Here is a 21,013-nt window from a genome sequence, read left to right as displayed (position 1 = left end):
GGGAGACACGGATGCTAGCAGTGTCGGAGATGGAAGCAACTATTCAAGGTTTTACTGGATATTTATACAGTTAAATTGGCGCTGGCCCCTGGCGCTGTTCAGCGCCTAGACTTTGCCGATCTTTAATACAGGACCCGCTCGTGACCTCTATTTTCTGGTACGACTATGAAACCACCGGCATCAACCCGCGCAGCGATCGACCGCTTCAGGTAGCCGGAATTCGTACCGATCTCGAACTCAACGAGGTCGGCCCGCCGGTCAATCTTTATTGCCAGCCCAGCGATGACATCCTGCCCCATCCCGCCGCCTGTGCGATCACTGGCATTACCCCTGGCATATTGGCGGAAAAAGGCTTGGCAGAAGCTGATTTCATGACCCGTGTGCATGCGGAACTGGCCGCTCCGGGTACCTGTGGTGCCGGCTATAACACCTTGCGCTTTGACGATGAAATGACGCGCTACAGCCTCTATCGCAACTTTTTTGATCCCTATGCGCGCGAGTGGCAGGGCGGTAACAGTCGTTGGGACTTGATCGACGTCGTGCGTACCGCCTACGCCCTGCGCCCCGAAGGTATCGAGTGGCCCCAGCAGGACGGCCGCGTGACGCTCAAGCTGGAGCGTCTGACCGCCGCTAACGCTATCGATCACGGCCAGGCTCACGATGCGCTGTCCGATGTGCGCGCCACGATTGCGTTGGCGCGCCTGGTTCGGGAGAAACAGCCGAAGTTGTACGACTGGCTGTTTCAATTGCGCAGCAAACAGCGAGTGATGGATCAGGTACGCCTGCTGCAACCGATGGTGCATATTTCCGGACGGTTTTCCGCTGAACGTCATTACCTGGGGGTTGTGCTGCCCCTGGCCTGGCACCCGCGCAACCGTAATGCGTTGATAGTCTGCGACCTGGGTCTCGACCCGCAGGCGCTGCTGGATGCGGACGCGCAAACCCTTCGCGACCGCCTGTACACCCGTCGTGACGAACTGGCCGAAGGCGAGCTGCCGGTGCCGCTCAAATTGGTGCACATCAACCGGTGCCCGGTGGTTGCCCCCTTGAATGTGCTGCGTGCCGAAGATCGCCAGCGCCTGGCATTGGACATGGACCTTTATCAGGCGCGGGCGCTGCGGCTAACTGACGCACAAGAACGGTGGCGCGATAAGTTGACGCTCATTTATGCCTCGGAAGATTTTGCGCCGAGTGCAGACCCGGAACAGCAGCTTTACGACGGTTTTATCGGGGATCGCGATCGGCGCTTATGTGAACAAGTCCGCATGGCTGAACCCTCACAATTAGCACGCCAGCAGTGGCCGTTTGATGACTCGCGGTTACCCGAATTATTGTTTCGCTACCGGGCACGTAACTTCCCCGAGACGTTGAATAATGAGGAGCAACAACGCTGGAAACTTTTCTGTCAGCAACGCTTGTCAAATCCTGAATTCGGCGCACCCAATACCCTCGACGCATTTAACCAGGCTGCGCAGGAGTTGGCAGTTAGTGCGACGCCGTTTCAGCGGCGGGTGCTGGCCCAGTGGCAGGAATATGCCAATTCTTTAGCCGCCCGTGTGAATTCATAATCAGAATTGTAAACAGCATAAACGGGCAATAAAAAACGCCAGCAAGCTGGCGTTTTAATGTGTTGCGTATCAGGCGCAGGCCTGGCGAAGCTTAGCCCAGCAGGGTAGCCCAGCCTTCAACCACGTCACCGCCCCACTTGGCTTTCCACTCTTTCAGGGTTTTGTGGTTGCCACCTTTGGTTTCAATCACTTCGCCGTTGTGCGGGTTTTTGTATTGCTTGACTTTGCGAGCACGCTTGGTGCCGGTAGTTTTCACGGCACCACGAGGTGCTTTAACTTTAGACTCTGGATCCAGCAGCGCGATGATGTCACGCAGGGATTTGGAGTATTCACCCATCAGGGTGCGCAGTTTGCCTTCGAATTCCAGCTCGGTTTTCAGTTTGTCGTCTTGGGACAGGTTCTTCAAACGGGCTTGCAGTTCTTTGATAGCTTCTTCGGTGGCACGGTATTCGTTGATCAGAGACATGTGGACTACCTTATGTAGAGCGCTGATTGACAGGACAGTGGCCCAATAATAGTCAGGCAGTTTGCGCAAGTAAACATTTAAGGTCGCATTTATGTGAATTACGTTGAATGTTGTTATCACGCCTAAGCAATCGAGTTAATTACAAGGGCGTTGCGCTTAAGATAATTCACCTGATATTCAGGAGCGCCCTGCGGTGAGGCCGTAAATTCAAATACGAACGGTAAACCATAGGCTGACAAGGGGGATAGCGCGCCCCGGCGATCAGAATAAGCGTTAACGAATACTGCAGTTTTCCTGCGTAATCGCTAGAATGGCGGCCTTTGCGAAGTTCTGGAGTTCCCCCCTAATGCGCACTTTTCGGCTGGTGATTGCTTGCCCGGACCGGGTCGGCATCGTTGCCAAAGTCAGTAACTTTCTGGCCTCCCACAACGGCTGGATCACCGAGGCGAGCCATCACTCGGACAATCTCAGCGGTTGGTTCTTTATGCGTCACGAGATTCGTGCCGACACGCTGCCCTTTGGTCTTGAGGCGTTTCGCGAGGCGTTCGCGCCAATCGCTGAAGAGTTTTCGATGACCTGGCGTATCACCGACACCGAGCAGAAAAAGCGCGTGGTGTTGATGGCCAGCCGCGAATCCCACTGCCTGGCCGATCTGCTGCACCGCTGGCACAGTGATGAGCTGGATTGCGAAATCGCCTGCGTGATTTCCAACCATGACGACCTGCGCAGCATGGTCGAATGGCACGGCATCCCTTACTACCACGTACCGGTCAACCCACAGGACAAGGAGCCGGCGTTCACCGAGGTTTCTCGTCTGGTCAAGCAGCATGAAGCTGATGTGGTGGTGCTGGCGCGCTATATGCAAATCCTGCCGCCGCAGCTGTGCCGCGAGTACGCCGGCAAGGTGATCAACATTCACCACAGCTTTCTGCCCTCGTTTGTCGGTGCAAAGCCATACCACCAGGCCTCCCTGCGTGGCGTGAAGCTGATCGGTGCTACGTGCCATTACGTCACCGAGGAGCTGGACGCCGGTCCAATCATCGAGCAGGACGTGGTGCGCGTGAGCCACAGTGACAGCATCGAAGACATGGTGCGTTTCGGTCGCGATGTGGAGAAGATGGTGCTGGCCCGTGGCCTGCGATATCACTTGGAAGACCGCGTGCTGGTGCACGGCAACAAGACCGTGGTGTTCTGATCGACGGCGGTTGATTGAACAAAGAAGGGCCTGGGCGTTTAATCGCTTCAGGCCCTTTTTTTATCTGCCCATCAGGACAACGCCATGACCGATCCACTTGATAAAGCCACGTCCAAGGCGCCCGCGACCCTGGGAGAAGGCTGTTTGAGCCGGTTTGACCCTGATGAGCTGGACAGTGAGGACGGCACCGAGTTTCCAGGTGCCGCCGAGTTGTGGGCGCAGGAGCAGGCTAAACCCGAGACCGCCGCCGACTAAAGCGGCGGCGCCATCAGATGCGGAAGCTGCCCACCAGTTGTTTCAGGCGAGCCGCCTGTTGTTCCAGATCGGTACACGCGCGCAGGGTCGATTGCAGGTTTTCCACGCCTTCCTGGTTGAGGGTGTTGATCTCGGTGATGTCGACGTTGATCGACTCCACCACTGAGGTCTGCTCCTCGGTGGCCGTGGCGACCGACTGATTCATGCCATCGATCTCGCCAATACGCTGAGTGACGCTGTTCAGGCGTTCACCAGCCAGGTTGGCGATACCCACGCTGTCATGGCTGTGACGCTGGCTTTCACTCATGGTGCTGACCGACTCGCGCGCGCCGACTTGCAGCTCTTCGATCATGGTTTGAACTTGCTGCGCCGATTCCTGGGTGCGATGGGCCAGGTTGCGCACTTCATCGGCCACTACCGCAAACCCGCGTCCTGCTTCCCCGGCACGGGCCGCCTCGATCGCGGCGTTGAGCGCCAGCAGGTTGGTTTGCTGGGAAATACTGGTGATGACTTCAAGAATCTGGCCGATATTCACGGTCTTGCTATTAAGCGCTTCAATGTTGCTGCTGGAGGCGCTGATCATCTCGGACAACTGGGTCATGGCCTTGATATTGCGCTCCACCACCTGCTGTCCGTCTTCGGCCAGTTGCCGGGCATCACTGGCCTGACTTGAAGCCTGTGCAGCGTTGCGCGCGATTTCTTGAGCGGCGGCGCCCAGTTCGTTGATGGCGGCAGCCACACTGTTGGTGCGGTTGGCCTGCTCGTCGGAGTTGACCATCGACGAGTTGGAGGCGCTGACCACCCGCATTGCCACTTCATTTACCTGTTCGGTGGCCGAGGACACTTCGCGAATGGACGTGTGAATCCGTTCCACGAACCGGTTGAATGCATTGCCCAAAGTGCCGAACTCATCGTGATTCTGGATGGTCAGGCGGCGCGTCAGGTCGCCTTCGCCATCGGCGATGTCTTGCATCGCACGGGTCATCACATGCAGCGGTTGCAACAGGACGCGAATCAGCATGCCGAGCAGGGCGATGATGATGACCACGGCAATGATCGTGGCGATCACCGCCGAGGTGCGGAATTTACTCAGCATCGCATAGGCTTCGGTCTTGTCCACCGATACGCCCAGGTACCAGTTCACCGACGGCAGGCCCTTGATCGGCATAAAGGTGACGATGTTGTCCTTGCCATTGGCTTGGACTTCGCTGAAGTCGCCGCTGATCTTCGGTGTGTTTTTCGGGTACACGTCGGCCAGGGTTTTCATCACCAGGTTTTTGTCCGGGTGCACCAGCACTTTGCCGTCGGCGCTGACCAGGAACGCATACCCCATGCCGCCGAAGTTCAGCGCGCCGATGTTATCCACCACGGTCTGCAGGCTCAGGTCGCCGCCGACTACGCCGATGCTCTGGCTGCCCTTGGCGCTGGGGGTGGCGATGGAGATGATCAATTGCCCGGTGGCGGCGTCGATGTACGGTTCAGTCAGGGTCGAGCCGTTGCTGCTCTGTGCGCCTTTGTACCAAGGGCGCACGCGCGGGTCGAAGCCGTCCGGCATCTTGGTGTCGGGGCGGATGGTAAACGCGCCTTTGCTGTCGCCCACGTAGGTGGCCATGAACGAAGAGGTGAGCGCTTTCTGTTCCAGCAGGGCGGCAACGGCAGCGGGTTCAGGGTTGATGGCGATGTTTTGTGCGGCGTTTTCCACCAGGATGATGCGCCCGGTGAGCCAGGTCTGGATGTTGCTGGCGGTGACGTCACCCATCTCATGCAGATAGCTGTTGAGGTCGTCGCGAATGGCGTTGCGTTGCAGGTAGTCGTTGTAGAGGGTAAACAACGCGAAAGCCGCGATGACGATAAGGGAGGCCGCAAGCAGGATTTTATGGCTGAAACGCAGATTTTTATTCATAGCTTGAAGGGTCCGCTAAGGTCTTAAATATCCAGCGCGGATCCTTGTGGGACGCGCGCAAGGGGAGCGTCAAAGAAAGTTTGATATTTCCGTTGGTCCCTGTAGGAACTATCTGAGCGTTTTTTAGATTTTGTGGGTCTCACATCTGTTTTATCGACCTGGCGACACGAAAGATTAACCATGGGTGACGAAATGCCTGATTCCACGCAACTCCTTATAGGGGCCGGCCTAGATGGCCAGCCCATCGCCCAGGCCATGCGCCTGGCCAATCGTCACGGGTTGATTGCCGGTGCCACGGGGACGGGCAAGACGGTAACGTTGCAACGCCTGGCCGAAGCCTTCAGTGACGCGGGTGTGGCGGTATTTGCCGCTGACATCAAAGGCGATCTCTGTGGCCTGGGGGCGGCCGCCAACCCGCAGGGCAAGGTGGCCGAGCGTATCGCCGGCATGCCTTTTTTGAACTACACGGCAAAGGCCTATCCGGTGACGCTGTGGGATATCCACGGGCAGTCCGGTCATCCGTTGCGCACCACCATCAGCGAAATGGGCCCGTTATTGCTCGGCAGCTTGCTTGAGCTGACCGACAGTCAGCAGTCGGCGCTTTACGCAGCCTTTAAGGTGGCTGATCGCGAAGGCTTATTGTTGTTGGACCTGAAGGATCTCAAGGCACTGCTCAATCACCTGCGCTATCACCCGGAACTGCTCGGCGAAGACGCCGCATTGATGACCACCGGCTCCAGCCAGGCGCTGTTGCGGCGTCTGGCCGTGTTGGAGCAACAGGGCGCCGAGGCTTTGTTTGGTGAACCGGCCCTGCAACTTGAAGATATCTTGCAGCCCACTGGCGACGGGCGTGGGCGTATTCACTTGCTGGACGCCAGCCGCCTGGTGCACGAGGCGCCGAAGGTCTACGCGACGTTCCTGTTGTGGCTGTTGGCGGAACTGTTCGAGCAGTTGCCGGAGCGCGGCGATGCCGACAAACCCTTGCTGGCGTTGTTTTTCGATGAGGCGCACTTGTTGTTCGCCGATACACCCAAGGCCCTGCAGGATCGCCTGGAGCAAGTGGTGCGGTTGATTCGTTCCAAAGGCGTTGGCGTGTATTTCGTGACCCAATCACCGGGGGACCTGCCGGACAGCGTGCTGGCGCAGCTCGGTTTGCGCATCCAGCATGGCTTGCGGGCATTTACGACTAAAGAACAGAAATCCCTGCGGGCGGTGGCGGACGGGTTTCGGCCAAACCCGGCTTTTGATGCACTGTCGGTGCTGACCGAGTTGGGCACGGGCGAGGCCCTGGTCGGCACCTTGCAAGAGAAGGGCACGCCGGACATCGTCCAGCGCGTGCTGGTGGCCCCGCCGCAATCGCGTATCGGTCCGCTCAGTGAGGCCGAGCGCGCCGGGCTGGTCGCCGGTTCTGCGTTGCAAGGCCGCTATGACAAGCCGATCGATCGCGAGTCGGCCTATGAAGTGCTGATGGCGCGTAAGGAATTGGGCCCGAGCGAAGAGGCCAGGCAGGCCACCGAGGAACCGAGCTTCACTGACAAGGCCGGTGCATTCCTGGGAACTGCAGCCGGCAAGGCGCTCAAGTCAGCCATGCAGCAGGCGGCCAACCAGATGGGGCGGCAATTGGTGCGTGGCTTGTTGGGATCTTTGCTCGGGGGCAGCAAACGCAAGTGATGGTTCAGGGCTTGGGCTTGGCGTGGGCGGCCAGCCGCTCAAGCGCGGCGCGCAGGCCCGGATCGCTGATGCCGTCTGCCGTGGCCTGGATGGTCTCGGCCGCAGTCTCCGACAGGTCCATGGTATGCCCCACCGCGCCTTGCTGGACGGTGGGTGGCTGCACCTTGAACTGGATGCGCGTCAGGCTCGCGAACTCTTCGAACGCCATCAACTGGCGTTGCAGGCGCTTTTGCTGATAGCGCAGACGTGTGGCCCAGTGGCCATCTGTGACAATCAGCAGCAGGTTGCCTTCACGCCAGGACGCCACATGGCAATGTTCACGTGCGGCCGGTTGCAGCTGGCTTTCGAGCAGACGTTGCAAATGGCCCAAGCGTTGCGCATGGCTAAAGATGGCTTTCAACGGCTTGGCTTCGCGAAGCAACACGCTTGGCGCGCGGGCTGTAAGAGGGCGAAATGCCATGATTGGACACCTTAAGTAACAGAGCGGCCATCTTAACAGAAAGCTTCTGCGCAGCCCGTGGCAATGCACCGCCGTGCTTTGCCCGTGAAATCAGTAGGTAACTTCTGCACGTCATGGGTTGAAGTTCGCACAAAAGCCCTTATTTTAAACAAGCCCTCTCACTGCCCCATGTCAGCCTCGGGGAACAACGCCACTTTCCTCACCCACGATTCCGGGTAGAATGCGCGTTCGCATGCGGCCGTGAGGGCTGCTCGGGCCACTCACGGTGCGCCCTCCATCCCTATGTGTGGAAGAACCTGCCGATATGTTTGCGCCTTTGTTAAAGAAACTTTTTGGAAGCAAGAATGAGCGCGAAGTCAAACGCATGCTCAAGACGGTGCAGCTGGTCAATGCCTTCGAAGAGCAGATGGTTGCCCTGTCGGACGAGCAATTGCGCGCCAAGACCCAAGAGTTCAAGGCCCGCATAGCCAAAGGTGAAACCCTCGACAAACTGCTGCCTGAAGCCTTCGCGGTCGCCCGTGAAGCCGGTAAGCGCGTCATGGGCATGCGCCACTTCGACGTCCAGTTGATCGGCGGCATGACCTTGCACGAAGGCATGATCGCCGAAATGCGCACCGGTGAGGGCAAGACCCTGGTAGCCACCCTGGGCGTTTACCTCAATGCACTGTCCGGCAAGGGCGTGCACGTTGTCACGGTGAACGACTACCTGGCTCGCCGGGACGCCAACTGGATGCGCCCGCTGTATGAATACCTCGGCCTTACCGTCGGTGTGGTAACGCCGTTCCAGCCGCCGGAAGAGAAGCGTGCCGCCTACGCTTGCGACATTACCTACGGCACCAACAACGAATTCGGTTTCGATTACCTGCGCGACAACATGGCGTTCAGCATGGATGAAAAATTCCAGCGCGAACTCAACTTTGCCGTGATCGACGAAGTCGACTCCATCCTCATCGACGAAGCCCGTACCCCGCTGATCATCTCCGGCCAGGCCGAAGACAGCTCGCGCCTGTACACCGAGATCAACAAGTTGATCCCGCGTCTTGAGCAGCACATCGAGGAAGTGGAAGGCGTGGTGACCAAAGAAGGTCACTTCAGCATCGACGAGAAGACCCGTCAGGTCGAACTCAACGAAGCCGGCCACCAGTTCGTCGAAGACATGCTCACCCAGATCGGCCTGCTGGCTGAAGGCGAGAGCCTGTACTCGGCGCACAACCTGGGCCTGTTGACCCACGTGTACGCGGGGCTGCGCGCCCACAAGCTGTTTCATCGCAACGTCGAATACATCGTGCAGGATGGCCAGGTGGTCCTGGTTGACGAACATACCGGTCGTACCATGCCCGGTCGCCGTCTGTCCGAAGGCCTGCACCAGGCTATCGAAGCCAAGGAAATGCTCAACATCCAGGCCGAAAGCCAGACGTTGGCGTCCACCACCTTCCAGAACTACTTCCGTCTGTACAACAAACTGTCCGGCATGACCGGTACGGCCGACACCGAAGCGTTCGAATTCCACCAGATCTACAACCTGGCCGTGATGGTCATTCCGCCGAACAAGCCGTTGGCGCGTAAAGACTACAACGACCTGGTGTTCCTGACCGCCGAAGAGAAATACGCGGCGATCATCAATGACATCAAGGACGGCCTGGCCCAGGGGCGCCCGATCCTGGTGGGTACCGCCACCATCGAAACGTCCGAGCACGTGTCCAACCTGCTCAACAAGGAAGGCATCGAGCATAAAGTGCTCAACGCCAAGTTCCACGAAAAAGAAGCCGAGATCATCGCCCAGGCCGGTCGCCCAGGCGCATTGACCATCGCCACCAACATGGCCGGTCGTGGTACCGACATCCTGCTGGGCGGCAACTGGGAAGTGGAAGTGGCCTCCCTGGACAACCCGACCCCTGAGCAAATCGCCCAGATCAAGGCCGATTGGCAGAAGCGTCACCAGGCCGTGCTGGAGTCCGGCGGCCTGCAGGTGATCGCCTCCGAGCGTCACGAATCGCGTCGTATCGACAACCAGTTGCGTGGTCGTGCCGGTCGTCAGGGGGACGCCGGTTCCAGCCGCTTCTACCTGTCCCTCGAAGACAGCCTGATGCGCATTTTCGCCTCGGACCGGGTGAAAAACTTCATGAAGGCCCTGGGCATGCAGTCCGGTGAAGCGATCGAGCACCGCATGGTGACCAACGCCATCGAGAAGGCTCAGCGCAAGGTTGAAGGCCGCAACTTCGACATTCGTAAGCAACTGCTCGAGTTCGATGACGTCAACAACGAACAGCGTAAAGTGATCTATCACATGCGTAACACGTTGCTGGCCGCCGACAACATTGGCGAGACCATCGCCGATTTCCGCCAGGACGTACTCAACGCCACAGTCAGCGCACACATTCCGCCGCAGTCGCTGCCGGAACAGTGGGATGTTGCCGGTCTGGAAGCCGCATTGAAGAGCGATTTCGGTGTCGATTTGCCGGTCCAGCAGTGGCTCGACGAAGACGACCACCTGTACGAAGAAACCTTGCGCGAAAAACTGATGGCCGAGCTGTTGGCCGCGTACAACGAGAAAGAAGAGCAAGCGAGTGCCGAAGCACTGCGCACCTTCGAGAAACAAATCGTTCTGCGCGTGCTTGACGACCTGTGGAAAGACCACCTGTCGACCATGGACCACCTGCGTCACGGCATCCACCTGCGTGGCTACGCCCAGAAGAACCCGAAGCAGGAGTACAAGCGCGAGTCGTTCACGCTGTTCTCCGAACTGCTGGATTCGATCAAGCGTGATTCGATTCGTGTGCTGTCCCACGTTCAGGTGCGTCGCGAAGACCCGATCGAGGAAGAAGCTCGTCTGCGTCAGGAAGCCGAGGCACTGGCTGCGCGCATGCAGTTCCAGCACGACGAAGCGCCGGGTTTGGAAGCGCCTGAAGCCTTGGGCGAAGAGGTCGATGTGGCCCTGGCTCAGACCCCGGTTCGCAATGATCAGAAGCTGGGCCGCAACGAACTGTGCTACTGCGGTTCGGGCAAGAAATTCAAGCACTGCCACGGCCAGATCGAATAAGATTTTCGCCTGACGCTGCAACACTCCGCGCCGCGACCGGCTTTTGCCGTCGCGGCGTTTTGCCATTAATTTCACCGTCGATTCCGACGGCACAGACATCACCTATTTTTAAGGAGCGCATTCATGGCTGTTGGTCTTGGTCCTTTGCCCACTTTGCACCCGGTCGCCGGTTTTGAACTCGGTATCGCTTCGGCCGGCATCAAGCGCCCAGGGCGCAAGGATGTGGTGGTGATGCGCTGTGCCGAAGGCTCGACCGTCGCGGGCGTCTTTACCCTCAACGCCTTTTGCGCCGCCCCGGTGATCCTGGCCAAGCAGCGCGTTGCGGGCAATATCCGTTACCTGCTGACCAACACCGGCAATGCCAACGCCGGTACCGGTGAGCCAGGCCTGGTCGCCGCTGCGCGTACCTGCGCCAAGCTGGCCCAGCTGGCCGGCGTGGACGCCAGCCAGGTCCTGCCGTACTCCACCGGTGTCATCGGTGAGCCGCTGCCGGTCGAGAAAATCGAAGGCGCCCTGCAAGCCGCGCTCGACGACCTGTCTGTGGATAACTGGGCCGCCGCCGCCACCGGCATCATGACCACCGACACCCTGCCCAAAGGTGCGAGCCGTCAGTTCGTGCACGACGGCGTGACGGTCACCGTCACCGGCATCAGCAAGGGTGCGGGCATGATTCGCCCGAACATGGCCACCATGCTGGGCTACATCGCCACCGACGCCAAAGTCTCCCGCGATGTGCTGCATAGCCTGATCCTGGACGGCGCCAACAAGTCGTTCAACCGCATCACGATCGATGGCGATACCTCGACCAACGACTGCTGCATGCTGATCGCCACCGGCCAGGCCAACCTGCCGGAAATCACCGAGGCCAGCGGCGCGCTGTTTGCGGCCCTCAAGCAGGCGGTGTTCGAAGTGTGCATGGACGTGGCCCAGGCCATCGTGCGCGACGGCGAAGGCGCGACCAAGTTCGTGACCGTTGAAGTCAACGGCGGTGGCAACCACCAGGAATGCCTGGATGTCGGCTACACCGTGGCGCACTCACCACTGATCAAGACGGCGCTGTTCGCCTCCGATCCGAACTGGGGCCGCATCCTCGCTGCCGTGGGCCGTGCCGGTGTGCCGGACCTGGACGTGAGCAAGATCGACGTGTTCCTGGGTGACGTGTGCATCGCCAGCCGTGGCGCCCGCGCCGAGAGCTACACCGAAGCCCAGGGTTCGGCCGTGATGCAACAGGAAGAAATCACCATCCGCATCGAACTGGGCCGTGGCGAGTGCAGCGAAACCATCTGGACCACCGACCTGTCCCACGAGTACGTGAAGATCAACGCGGAATACCGGACCTGAAGCCTGGAGGAGAAGCGCGGTGAAACGAGTGCATGTAGCTGCAGCAGTGATCCGCGGTGTCGATGGCAGGATTCTGCTGGCACGCCGCGCCGATACCCAGCACCAGGGCGGCCTCTGGGAGTTTCCCGGCGGCAAGGTGGAGGCCGATGAATCGGTCGCCGCGGCCTTGTCCCGCGAATTGCAGGAAGAACTGGGTATTCAGGTCACTACGGCGCGGCCGCTGATCAAGGTGCAACACGACTACCCGGACAAACAGGTGTTACTGGATGTCTGGGTAGTCTCGGCCTTTACCGGCGAGCCGCACGGGGCTGAGGGACAACCCTTGGAGTGGGTGGCGCCTCGGGATCTGATCAACTACGAATTCCCGGCCGCCAACACGCCGATCGTTGCCGCTGCACGTTTGCCTGCCGAGTATCTGATCACCCCTGGCGAGCTGGAGACGCCGACGCTGTTGCGCGGGATTCAAAAGGCCGTCGCCGGTGGCATCAAGCTGATCCAACTGCGCGCCCCCAACGGCTACGACCCTAAATACCGCGATTTGGCGGTGGATGCGGTGGGCCTGTGCGCCGGCAAGGCGCAGTTGATGCTCAAGGGGCCGTTTGAGTGGCTGGGGGACTTTCCTGCAGCGGGCTGGCACATGACGTCGGCCCAATTGCGCAAATACGCGAGCAAAGGTCGGCCATTGCCGAAGGACCGCTGGCTGGCGGCCTCATGCCACAACGCCGAAGAACTGGCGTTGGCAGAGCTGATGGACGTGGATTTTGTCACCCTGTCGCCGGTGCAGCCGACCCAGACCCACCCGGATGCCCAGCCGTTGGGTTGGGAACAGGCGGAGCAGTTGATCCGTGGGTTCAGCAAGCCGGTGTTTCTGTTGGGCGGCGTGGGTCCTGCCGAACGAGACAAAGCCTGGGAGGCAGGAGCCCAGGGCGTGGCGGGTATCAGGGCGTTTTGGCCGCAAGGCTGAGGGTGTTCTGGCGGGCTTTACCGGGGGCTCGCCCCCGCTAAGGCCCTACCATTCACTGAATAACCCTCAGTGTGGCTTCGCCGCCGCTTGCCAAAGCACCTCCGCCACCCCCTGGCGCCGAGCAATCACGCGCGCGGCCACAAACAGCAAGTCCGACAGCCGATTGATATACGCCAGGCCGACCCCTTCCAGCGGCTCCAGCGCGTTGAGGTGCTGACACCGTCTCTCGGCACCACGTGCCAGACTGCGGCACACATGGGCCTGGGCAATCAGCGCTGAACCGCCGGGCAGGATGAAGTTTTCCAGTGAGCCCACTTCTTCGTTCCATCGATCAATCGCGGCTTCCAGCCGATCCACTTCCGCGGCGTTCAGCGCCTTGTACACCGGCATTGCCAACTCACCGCCGAGGTCAAACAGGCGGTGCTGGCAAGGTGTCAGCACTTCAATCACGTCTTTGAGCCCAGGGTGTTTTCCGCTTTGTTCTTCAAGGCCGGCCAGCAGCAGTCCCAGTTGGCTGTTCAGCGTATCGACTTCGCCGATGGCCTCCACGCGTGGGTGGTCTTTGGGCACGCGGCGGCCGTCGCCGAGGCCGGTTTCGCCCCCGTCGCCGGTGCGGGTGTAGATTTTCGACAGGCGAAAGCCCATAGATCAGTGCTCCAGTTGGGTCAGTTCGGAGGGCGGCAATTGGCTGCCGGCCAGGGGGATGCGCAGGGTAAAGCAGGTGCCTTGGCCGGGGGTGGAGTGCACCTCCATCTGGCCCTTGTGGTTGTTGGTGATGATGAAATACGACACTGACAACCCAAGGCCGGTGCCCTGACCGATTTCCTTGGTGGTGAAGAACGGTTCGAAGGTGCGCTTGCGCACGTTCTCGCTCATGCCAATGCCGTTGTCTTCCACCTGGATCTCTGCCCACGGCGGGTTGAGGCGAGTGCGCAGGATGATGCGTCCCGGTTCGTGATCGTCTTCGCGCTGATGAATGGCCTGGGCGGCGTTTTTCAGCAGGTTGAGCAACACTTGTTCGAGCTCGTTCGCAGTGCCGGGCACGGGGCCCAGTTGCGGGTCGAACTGGCGGATGATCGCCTGGCCCTTGAAGTCGAAACCGATCGCCAGGTCGAAGTCATTGCCGGCGATTTCCACAGCCTGGTCGATCAGCGCCGGCAAGTCGCACGGCGCCATCTGGCGGTTGCTGCGGCGGCTGAAACTGAGCATGTGGGTGACGATTTTGGCGGCCCGCGCGCCGGCCTGCTGAATGCCGTCGAGCAATTGCGGAACCTCGCGGCCCTCCAGGTAGCGGTTGACCGTTGCCAGCTCAATGCCCGCCTGCTCGGCGTACTCCAGGTTCTTGGGCAAGTCCGCGGACAAGCGTCGACGGATGTTCTGCACGTTATGCAGGATCGCCCCCAGCGGGTTGTTGATTTCGTGGGCCATGCCCGCGGCCAGCCCGCCGACGGAGAGCATTTTTTCCGACTGCACCATCATTTCTTCCAGGGACAGACGCTGGGTGATGTCATCGATGCGGATGACCACGCCACGCCCGGCACCACCCGTCAGCGGATAGAAGGTCAGGGCGTAATGCTTGGGCTCGTCATCCTTGACCCACGTGACGCGTTCGATGCGCTCGACCGTGTGTTGCTCGATCGTGGCCTTGATCTGCGGCAGGTAGGGCTTGAGCGGTTGGAAGGCGAGGTAGATCGGCTGGTTCAGGGCTTCATCCAGGCGCGTACCGGAAAGCGCGCTGGCTTCCTGGTTCCATTGGGTCACGTACAGCTGTTCATCCAGGGCGATCAGCGCTGAGGGCATTGAGTCGATGATGCTGTTGAGGTAGTTCTGGAAACCGGTGAGTTTTTTCTCGATCTTGCTGCGAACCTGGACTTCCAGCTCCAGCTTGCGGTTGGTGTGGCGCGTCTCTTCGGCCAGGCCTTGGGCTTGGTCGTATGCGGCCTGGGAGTCGTCCCGTGCGCGTTTGAGCTGTTGCTCACGGGCTTCGATGCGCGACAGCATGGTGTTGAACGCTTCGGCCAGGCTGCCGATTTCATCGCGGTTGCCACGCCCTGCGCGCAGGGCGTAGTTCTCTTCGCGGGTCACCTGGCGCGACAGCTCCTCCAACTCATGGATGGGGCGCGTGATCAGTCGTTTGATCTGCCGGGCGATGATCAGCCACAGCAGCACGCTGAAAATCAGGATGCCCAGGCTTGCCGTCAGCGTGCCGGTATAGAAGGCCATCGGCAGTTCACTGCTGGCCACCAGCAGTAAATGTCCGGACGGCTGGCCCGGGCGGGGCAGGGTAATCACTTGGTTGCTGCGAAACTCGGAGACGCGCCACGCTTCGATATGCCGGTAGTTGTCGGGTAATTGCAGACGGTCACCGTGTTGCATCTGGGCCAGGAGATTGCCTTCGCTGTCATAGAGCGCGGCAGCGCGCAGCGGCGAATAGCTGGTCAGCTCGTTGAGCAATGCGTTGGCTTTGGCCGGGGATTCGAGGGCTTCGGCGGCGAGGGCCGGGTTGGACACCAGCCGGCCGATGGCCTGCAACGCCTGGGGCGCCATGCTTTCCTGGGAGATCCAGTAGGCGGCGCTGATAAACGTGAGATTGGCCACCAGCAATACGGTGGTCAGCAGCACCAACAGGGCGGCCAGCAGTTTCTGCCCTACCGGTAAGTTTTCAAGACGCTGGCGCAGCGGCATCAGGGTTTTCCCAGGTGATAGACAGGCGGGCAGGGTAGCGCGTGCCTCAGTCGCGGGGCAATCCGCGTGCAACCAATAGCTCGATCAAGCGCACCTGCAACTGCTGTAAATGCGGCAGCTTCAAGTGGTGGCGGGCTGCAGCTTGGCAAGCATAGCCCAACAGGTAGCTGATTTCGGTGCGGCGGGCGTTGGCGACGTCTTGGTACATGGACGAGTAATTGGCGGCGGTGGCGTGGATCACCCGTTCCACGTCCTGTTGCAGACCCTCTGCGGCGGCCGGTTGGCCGCAGCACTCCAACAGTTCGGAGAGTTCGGCACACAGGGTTGCCACTTCGCATTGATGTGCTTGCAGTTCGCGATTGCGGCAGTTGTAAAGCACCGTCAGCGGATTGATCGCGCAATTGAGCGCCAGCTTGCGCCACAACCGCGTAAGGATGTCGGCGCTCCATTGATGGGGGATGCCGGCGGCGTGCAGGTCGTCCAGCCAGACCGGTGGCGTCGGGTGAGCGGCGTCGCCCAGCCAGGTATGGCCATGGCCGGCAAACACCACGCGCCAGTCACCGTCGCGGAAGGCGCCTTCGGTGCTGGAGGCGAAGATGCAGCGCGCCAGGGGCAGCTGTGCGGCTACCGCATCCTGGCTGCCGAGGCCGTTTTGCAGCAGGATAAGCTCTGCATCCGGCACCAGGCGATGGTGCAGCTGTGCGACAGCGTTTTGCGCGTCGTAAGCTTTGCATGCCACCAGCAGGCGATGGATTGGCTCCGGGCTGTCGGAAGTTTCGCCGGCTACAGCATAGGTGTGCGCCACGCCATGCTCCACCAGGGTCAGGCCTTTGGAGGCCCTGTAGCCGGCCAGGCGCGTATCATCGCGCAGGATCAACCGCACCGGTACGCCGGCGCGAGCCAGGCGCGTGGCCCAGAGCGTGCCCAGGCTGCCGGCGCCGAGAATATGCCAGGGGGTCGACATCAGTTTGTACTCCGAAAGGCCGCCTGCGGTGAACGGGGCGAAAGAACCGCTATAATGCCCCGGCATTTTAGCTCGGGCGCGCTCCATCTCTACTGAGTCCGCCCCTTATATTGGAGAAATCACATGCCTTCGTTCGACGTGGTATCTGAACTGGACAAACACGAAGTCACCAACGCAGTCGAGAACGCCGTCAAGGAACTGGACCGTCGCTATGACCTGAAGGGCAAAGGCAGCTTCGAGTTCAAGGAAAAGGAACTGACCGTCAACCTGACCGCTGAAGCCGATTTCCAGCTGGAAGCGATGATCGAAATCCTCAAGCTGTCGCTGGTCAAGCGCAAGATCGATGCCCAGTGCCTTGAAATCAAGGACGCCTACGCTTCCGGCAAGCTGATGAAGCAGGAAGCCGTGCTCAAGGAAGGCATCGACAAGGAGCTGGCGAAGAAGATCGTCGCCCACATCAAGGATGCCAAACTCAAAGTCCAGGCCGCCATCCAGGGTGAGCAGGTCCGTGTGACCGGCAAGAAGCGCGATGACCTGCAAGAGGCCATCGCGGCCCTGCGCGCCAAGACTTTCGACATGCCGCTGCAGTTCAATAACTTCCGCGACTGATGGCACTTTGCGGAACCCAAGGGCATTTTTGACGTCCCACGCCCCGGAATCCGCGCCTACACTTGAGCCCTACGGGGCTCATTTGCGTTTTTAGGCAGTCAATAAAGCCGCACATCCGCCACACAGGAGAAACCGCATGGATTTAAACGCTGAAATGGATCACTTGATCAAGACTTCACAGTCGTGGATCCCGATGATCATGGAATATGGCAGCCGGGTACTGCTGGCTGTGATCACCCTGGCCATCGGCTGGTGGCTGATCAATGTGTTGACCCACCGCGTAGGCCGCCTGCTGGCCATGCGCAACGCAGACCTGGCGCTGCAGCACTTCATCACCAGCCTTGCGAACATCGCGCTCAAAGTCATGCTGATCGTCAGCGTGGCCTCGATGATCGGCGTGGCCACCACCTCGTTCGTAGCAGCCATCGGTGCCGCTACCCTGGCCATCGGCCTGGCGTTGCAAGGCAGCCTGGCGAATTTCGCCGGTGGCGTGCTGATCCTGCTGTTCCGCCCATTCCGCATTGGTGACTGGATCGAAGCCCAGGGCACCTCGGGTACTGTCGACAGCATCCAGATCTTCCACACCGTGCTGCGCACCGGCGACAACAAGACGGTGATCGTACCGAACGGCATCCTGTCCAACGGCATCATCACCAACACCAACCGTCAGCCGACCCGCAAAGTGGTATTTGACGTGGGTGTGGACTACGAGGCGGACCTGCAGAAAGCCCGTGAAGTGTTGCTGGAACTGGCAAAAGACCCGCGCGTGCTGACCGACCCGGCTGCGGTGGCGGTGGTGTCGACCCTGGGCGATAGCTCAATCACGGTTTCCCTGCGTTGCTGGACCAACACCCCGGATTATTGGGATGTGGTGTTTATGCTCAATGAACTGGCGCGTGATCGTTTGAAGGCAGCGGGGATTGATATTCCATTTCCGCAGCGTGTTATTCGCGTCATGCAGGAAGCTGCACCGAAGTAATGGGATGTATTTGTTTAACTTGGCCGAAAAGTCAGGTTAATGTGACGGCTGATTCTAATTAGTTACTTAGCTTGCTAGTTATTATGGGCTGACATAAAACTGCAATAAAAAAAGCCGCTCCCCGTTTGCATGGGAGCGGCTTTTTTGTTTAAGGCCGAGGCCTTAAGTCATCGTTGTAATTAAACCGGCAATTACAAGATGTTCAGCGGGTATTGCGCGATCAGACGCAGTTCGTCGAGGGAGCCCGAGGAAATTTTGTCGGACGAGCGATAGGTCGCTTGACGTACGCGCAGGCTCAGATCTTTGGCCGGGCCGCTCTGGATCACGTATTTGGCTTCAATATCGCGTTCCCACTCTTTACCGTTATTAGTGCTGGCGAGGTTGGCGCCGGTACCTTTCACGTAGCGAGTCATGAAGCTCAGGCCAGGGATGCCAAAGGTTGCCATGTTCAGGTCATAGCGAGCCTGGTAAGACTTCTCGTCTTCAGCGTTGAAGTCGGAACGGGCAATGGAGTTGGCCAGGAAAATCGTGCCGCCGCCGTCTACACCGTAGCCGTACTGGCCGTCGCCGCTGACCTTCTGTGCTGCCAGGGTGAAGGTGTGAGCGCCGATGGTGTAAGCACCTTGCAAGCTGAATGCACGGTTGTCGAGCTTGGTGGTGCTGTCTTTGTCAGCACGTACCAGGCCGGCGCCTTCGCTCTTGGTGTCGTAGATGTTGAAGTCTACAGCCACGGATTGGTCATCGCTGAGCGCATGGGTCCAGTTCACGTTGGCGTAGATCTTTTTCCAGTAATCTTCCACTTTCGAGTAGTAGAGGCTGGTGGTGAACTCTGGGGTCCAGGAGTACACGCCGCCCACGAAGTTCGCGTCGCGCAGGCCATGGCCCGAGATCTCGGCGCTAGGGATACTGTCCCTGTAGGTCTGGTCCTGAGCACTCATCGAGGTGAAGTGACCGGCTTCCAGTTTCAGGTCCTTGATTTCGTTGCTGGTGATGGAGATGCCTTGCGGCAGTTCCGGCAGCAAACGGCTGTCATCGGAGGCGAATACGGGAGCAGTGGTGTATTGATCGCCGATTTTCAGAACCGTATTGGACATACGGAACTTAACCGCAGCGCCGGCTTTGGAAAAATCGTCTTCGGCGCGGCCGTCGGAACCCTTTGGAAACATGCCGAGACCGGTACGGCCCTTGCCGCTGTCCAGTTTCACAGCCGTCAGACCGATGACATCGATACCGACGCCGATGGTGCCTTGGGTGTAGCCAGAGCTGAAGAGACCGTGCAAGCCGAGACCGGTTTCTTCACGGCGGCTTTGAGTCGCATCGTGGTTACGGAAATCACGGCTGAAGTACAGGGTGCGGGCCAGAATGCTGGCGGTGCTGTCTTCGATAAAGCCCTTGGAGTCGTCCTGGGCGGACGCCATTGCGAACTGCGAGGTGCCTGCTGAAACAGCCAGGGCGATCATGCTCCACTTCATCACGCGCATCGTGATTTGCTCCTTTGGTTTTAGGAAGAGTACTGCCGTCCCACCTGTATTTTTATCTGGGCGGCTCTTTCTTTTTTGTGTCGGCGCAAAGTTATATCACGCCGACGCTATTGACGATACTTACCCATCTTTCCTTTCAGCTTCTTTACGAGGCTGTCGTAAATTGCTAGCTCCCTGTCGCAAATCCACAGTCCACCTGTAACCGGACTGACAACTTCAATGCTGTTTTCAGACCTCTCGCGAAGTTTGAAGCCTTCCGTGAGATGCATTGAAACGCCACTGTTCTTTATCGCGAAACAGAGGCTTCCCAACCGCTGTCGTTGCCGACGATAGCTGTGAGAATGCAACAAGCGCGCCCAAAACGGTAACCGAATGTCATTTTTTCGTGAAAAACATGAAAAGCCTGTAAAAACCGCATAAGCACGGGCTTTTTACGCCGTTTGGTTTGGGCTTGACGCCCGCCTGTTACCGCTGTGTGGTGCTGCGAAAAGCCTGTTCTTACGAAAAACGTTACCGGTTCACCCTCTCGGTGGGTAGTTGACGGATCCCTTTGAAGCACAAGTGGGTCATTTTGGTGCATCCCGGTGAGGCCCGAGTTAGCGTAGCTCAAATAGTGAGCTGCATCGAAAGAGGGCAGAATTTTTGCGCAAATGCGCAGACTTCAGTGCAATCGCCGTGAAAGCATGAGGCATTCGACGGTATGCTGAGCCCCAGAATCTGACCTGCCGAATGGAGTGCCCGCGGTGTTCGCCTTAGATCAACGCCTGCAACAAGACACACTGGTCATCGGGGACTTCCCGCTGTGCCGCCTGCTGTTGTCCAACGACTCAAACTACCCCTGGTTCATTCTGGTGCCGCGTATCGACGGTATCAGCGAAGTGTTTGAGCTGGATGTCGCAGATCAACAAACGCTGTGGCAAGAGACGACGGCGCTGGCGCAGTTATTGAATGATGGCTTTGCCGCCGACAAGATGAACATCGGCGCGCTGGGCAATGTCGTCAGCCAGTTGCATGTGCATGTGATCGTACGTAAACGCGATGACGCCGCCTGGCCGGCACCGGTGTGGGGCAAGCATCCGGCGCAGCCGTACACTCAGGCACAAGTCACGGCGATTCTGGCGCGTCTGCGCGAGCTGTCGCTTGCCGGCTTCACTTTTACCCAGGGCTGAATCATGGACCTGCAAGACCGCGTCACCGACCTGGAAAGCCGCCTGGCGTTTCAGGACGACACCATCGAGACCCTCAATGACATCCTGGTCGCTCAGCAGCGTGCGGTTGAACGCCTGCAACTGCAGATGACCGCATTGCTCAAGCGCCAGGAAGAAATGGGTGGGCAGTTCGAAACGTCCGAAGAAGAGGCGCCGCCGCCTCACTATTAATCTGCGTGCAATAAAAAACCGCGACCCAGCAAGGCTGGATCGCGGTTTTTTAT

Annotated in this window: 18 protein-coding genes and 1 pseudogene; 11 read left to right on the top strand and 8 right to left on the bottom strand. The window is 59.3% G+C overall.

The features are described from left to right. Positions 1 to 140 precede the first annotated feature (140 nt). Positions 141 to 1,568, top strand: coding sequence for an exodeoxyribonuclease I (gene sbcB / locus PSH59_RS20535; protein WP_305393545.1), 1,428 nt, complete (start codon positions 141 to 143; stop codon positions 1,566 to 1,568). A 91-nt stretch (positions 1,569 to 1,659) separates the two neighbouring features. Here the strand turns inward: sbcB and mvaT are convergent, their stop codons facing one another. Further along, positions 1,660 to 2,034: a histone-like nucleoid-structuring protein MvaT gene (gene mvaT, locus PSH59_RS20530; protein ID WP_003175830.1), complete on the bottom strand. Its 375-nt coding sequence runs from the start codon at positions 2,032 to 2,034 to the stop codon at positions 1,660 to 1,662. Between the two features lie 346 nt (positions 2,035 to 2,380). Here mvaT and purU point away from each other — a divergent pair, with 346 nt between their 5' ends. Further along, positions 2,381 to 3,229, top strand: a complete 849-nt coding sequence (gene purU, locus PSH59_RS20525) for a formyltetrahydrofolate deformylase (protein ID WP_017529236.1) — start codon at positions 2,381 to 2,383, stop codon at positions 3,227 to 3,229. An 84-nt stretch (positions 3,230 to 3,313) separates the two neighbouring features. Next, the gene (locus PSH59_RS20520) at positions 3,314 to 3,484 is read left to right on the top strand and encodes a hypothetical protein (RefSeq protein ID WP_248079983.1); all 171 of its coding nucleotides are present in this window, start codon (positions 3,314 to 3,316) and stop codon (positions 3,482 to 3,484) included. Between the two features lie 13 nt (positions 3,485 to 3,497). Here the strand turns inward: PSH59_RS20520 and PSH59_RS26435 are convergent, their stop codons facing one another. Together PSH59_RS26435 and PSH59_RS26430 are read right to left on the bottom strand one after the other, a co-directional pair. After that, positions 3,498 to 4,262 carry a methyl-accepting chemotaxis protein gene (locus tag PSH59_RS26435; protein ID WP_370694435.1) on the bottom strand — a complete coding sequence of 255 codons (765 nt, stop codon included), beginning with the start codon at positions 4,260 to 4,262 and terminating at the stop codon, positions 3,498 to 3,500. A 141-nt stretch (positions 4,263 to 4,403) separates the two neighbouring features. Next, positions 4,404 to 5,243: pseudogene (locus tag PSH59_RS26430) on the bottom strand (cache and HAMP domain-containing protein); the annotation flags it as partial. 336 nt (positions 5,244 to 5,579) lie between these two features. Here PSH59_RS26430 and PSH59_RS20510 point away from each other — a divergent pair. Then, positions 5,580 to 7,058, top strand: a complete 1,479-nt coding sequence (locus PSH59_RS20510) for a helicase HerA-like domain-containing protein (RefSeq protein ID WP_305393543.1) — start codon at positions 5,580 to 5,582, stop codon at positions 7,056 to 7,058. Between the two features lie 4 nt (positions 7,059 to 7,062). On the opposite strand, the gene PSH59_RS20505 is transcribed toward PSH59_RS20510, so the two are convergent. Beyond that, a complete protein-coding gene (locus PSH59_RS20505) occupies positions 7,063 to 7,518 on the bottom strand; it encodes a DUF721 domain-containing protein (protein ID WP_248079990.1) in 456 nt (151 codons plus the stop codon). Positions 7,519 to 7,822: 304 nt separating this feature from the next. On the opposite strand from PSH59_RS20505, the gene secA reads away from it, so the two are divergent. From secA to PSH59_RS20490, 3 genes are all read left to right on the top strand, one after another. Continuing rightward, positions 7,823 to 10,558, top strand: coding sequence for a preprotein translocase subunit SecA (gene secA, locus PSH59_RS20500; protein ID WP_305393542.1), 2,736 nt, complete (start codon positions 7,823 to 7,825; stop codon positions 10,556 to 10,558). Positions 10,559 to 10,681: 123 nt separating this feature from the next. Continuing rightward, positions 10,682 to 11,899, top strand: a complete 1,218-nt coding sequence (gene argJ / locus PSH59_RS20495; RefSeq protein WP_248079994.1) for a bifunctional glutamate N-acetyltransferase/amino-acid acetyltransferase ArgJ — start codon at positions 10,682 to 10,684, stop codon at positions 11,897 to 11,899. A 19-nt stretch (positions 11,900 to 11,918) separates the two neighbouring features. Next, positions 11,919 to 12,863 carry a Nudix family hydrolase gene (locus PSH59_RS20490; RefSeq protein ID WP_305393541.1) on the top strand — a complete coding sequence of 315 codons (945 nt, stop codon included), beginning with the start codon at positions 11,919 to 11,921 and terminating at the stop codon, positions 12,861 to 12,863. 66 nt (positions 12,864 to 12,929) lie between these two features. On the opposite strand, the gene PSH59_RS20485 is transcribed toward PSH59_RS20490, so the two are convergent. Genes PSH59_RS20485 through PSH59_RS20475 form a run of 3 tightly spaced genes read right to left on the bottom strand, consistent with a single transcriptional unit; the run spans position 12,930 to position 16,512 of the window. Beyond that, on the bottom strand, positions 12,930 to 13,508 hold the full coding sequence (locus tag PSH59_RS20485) for a cob(I)yrinic acid a,c-diamide adenosyltransferase (RefSeq protein ID WP_248079998.1): 579 nt from the start codon (positions 13,506 to 13,508) through the stop codon (positions 12,930 to 12,932). A 3-nt stretch (positions 13,509 to 13,511) separates the two neighbouring features. Further along, entirely contained in the window at positions 13,512 to 15,548 is a 2,037-nt protein-coding gene (locus tag PSH59_RS20480) for an ATP-binding protein (protein ID WP_248080000.1), read from the bottom strand. A 46-nt stretch (positions 15,549 to 15,594) separates the two neighbouring features. Then, a complete protein-coding gene (locus PSH59_RS20475) occupies positions 15,595 to 16,512 on the bottom strand; it encodes a putative 2-dehydropantoate 2-reductase (protein ID WP_305393540.1) in 918 nt (305 codons plus the stop codon). Between the two features lie 123 nt (positions 16,513 to 16,635). On the opposite strand from PSH59_RS20475, the gene PSH59_RS20470 reads away from it, so the two are divergent. After that, the gene (locus PSH59_RS20470) at positions 16,636 to 17,121 is read left to right on the top strand and encodes a YajQ family cyclic di-GMP-binding protein (RefSeq protein ID WP_003175814.1); all 486 of its coding nucleotides are present in this window, start codon (positions 16,636 to 16,638) and stop codon (positions 17,119 to 17,121) included. Between the two features lie 136 nt (positions 17,122 to 17,257). Then, on the top strand, positions 17,258 to 18,100 hold the full coding sequence (locus tag PSH59_RS20465; protein WP_248080004.1) for a mechanosensitive ion channel family protein: 843 nt from the start codon (positions 17,258 to 17,260) through the stop codon (positions 18,098 to 18,100). Between the two features lie 191 nt (positions 18,101 to 18,291). Here PSH59_RS20465 and PSH59_RS20460 read toward each other — a convergent pair whose 3' ends face one another. Then, complete coding sequence (locus PSH59_RS20460) at positions 18,292 to 19,581, bottom strand: OprD family porin (RefSeq protein WP_305393539.1); 1,290 nt, start codon at positions 19,579 to 19,581, stop codon at positions 18,292 to 18,294. Positions 19,582 to 20,324: 743 nt separating this feature from the next. Between PSH59_RS20460 and PSH59_RS20455 the strand changes: the two genes are divergently transcribed. Then, positions 20,325 to 20,750 carry an HIT domain-containing protein gene (locus PSH59_RS20455; RefSeq protein ID WP_305393538.1) on the top strand — a complete coding sequence of 142 codons (426 nt, stop codon included), beginning with the start codon at positions 20,325 to 20,327 and terminating at the stop codon, positions 20,748 to 20,750. 3 nt (positions 20,751 to 20,753) lie between these two features. Then, positions 20,754 to 20,960, top strand: a complete 207-nt coding sequence (locus PSH59_RS20450; protein WP_027605535.1) for a SlyX family protein — start codon at positions 20,754 to 20,756, stop codon at positions 20,958 to 20,960. The last annotated feature ends 53 nt before the right edge of the window (positions 20,961 to 21,013 follow it).

This window comes from Pseudomonas sp. FP2309 (assembly GCF_030687575.1).
Lineage (GTDB): Bacteria > Pseudomonadota > Gammaproteobacteria > Pseudomonadales > Pseudomonadaceae > Aquipseudomonas.
The sequence above is the reverse complement of the archived record's forward strand: the minus strand, read 5'-3'. Positions and strand labels throughout refer to the sequence as shown.

Bases quoted from the DNA above. Each gene is read 5' to 3' on its own strand.
- mvaT (WP_003175830.1), bottom strand. From the start codon at position 2,034: ATGTCTCTGATCAACGAATACCGTGCCACCGAAGAAGCTATCAAAGAA.
- purU (WP_017529236.1), top strand. From the start codon at position 2,381: ATGCGCACTTTTCGGCTGGTGATTGCTTGCCCGGACCGGGTCGGCATC.
- PSH59_RS20520 (WP_248079983.1), top strand. From the start codon at position 3,314: ATGACCGATCCACTTGATAAAGCCACGTCCAAGGCGCCCGCGACCCTG.
- PSH59_RS26435 (WP_370694435.1), bottom strand. From the start codon at position 4,262: ATGGTCAACTCCGACGAGCAGGCCAACCGCACCAACAGTGTGGCTGCC.
- PSH59_RS20510 (WP_305393543.1), top strand. From the start codon at position 5,580: ATGCCTGATTCCACGCAACTCCTTATAGGGGCCGGCCTAGATGGCCAG.
- PSH59_RS20505 (WP_248079990.1), bottom strand. From the start codon at position 7,518: ATGGCATTTCGCCCTCTTACAGCCCGCGCGCCAAGCGTGTTGCTTCGC.
- secA (WP_305393542.1), top strand. From the start codon at position 7,823: ATGTTTGCGCCTTTGTTAAAGAAACTTTTTGGAAGCAAGAATGAGCGC.
- argJ (WP_248079994.1), top strand. From the start codon at position 10,682: ATGGCTGTTGGTCTTGGTCCTTTGCCCACTTTGCACCCGGTCGCCGGT.
- PSH59_RS20485 (WP_248079998.1), bottom strand. From the start codon at position 13,508: ATGGGCTTTCGCCTGTCGAAAATCTACACCCGCACCGGCGACGGGGGC.
- PSH59_RS20480 (WP_248080000.1), bottom strand. From the start codon at position 15,548: ATGCCGCTGCGCCAGCGTCTTGAAAACTTACCGGTAGGGCAGAAACTG.
- PSH59_RS20475 (WP_305393540.1), bottom strand. From the start codon at position 16,512: ATGTCGACCCCCTGGCATATTCTCGGCGCCGGCAGCCTGGGCACGCTC.
- PSH59_RS20470 (WP_003175814.1), top strand. From the start codon at position 16,636: ATGCCTTCGTTCGACGTGGTATCTGAACTGGACAAACACGAAGTCACC.
- PSH59_RS20465 (WP_248080004.1), top strand. From the start codon at position 17,258: ATGGATTTAAACGCTGAAATGGATCACTTGATCAAGACTTCACAGTCG.
- PSH59_RS20460 (WP_305393539.1), bottom strand. From the start codon at position 19,581: ATGCGCGTGATGAAGTGGAGCATGATCGCCCTGGCTGTTTCAGCAGGC.
- PSH59_RS20450 (WP_027605535.1), top strand. From the start codon at position 20,754: ATGGACCTGCAAGACCGCGTCACCGACCTGGAAAGCCGCCTGGCGTTT.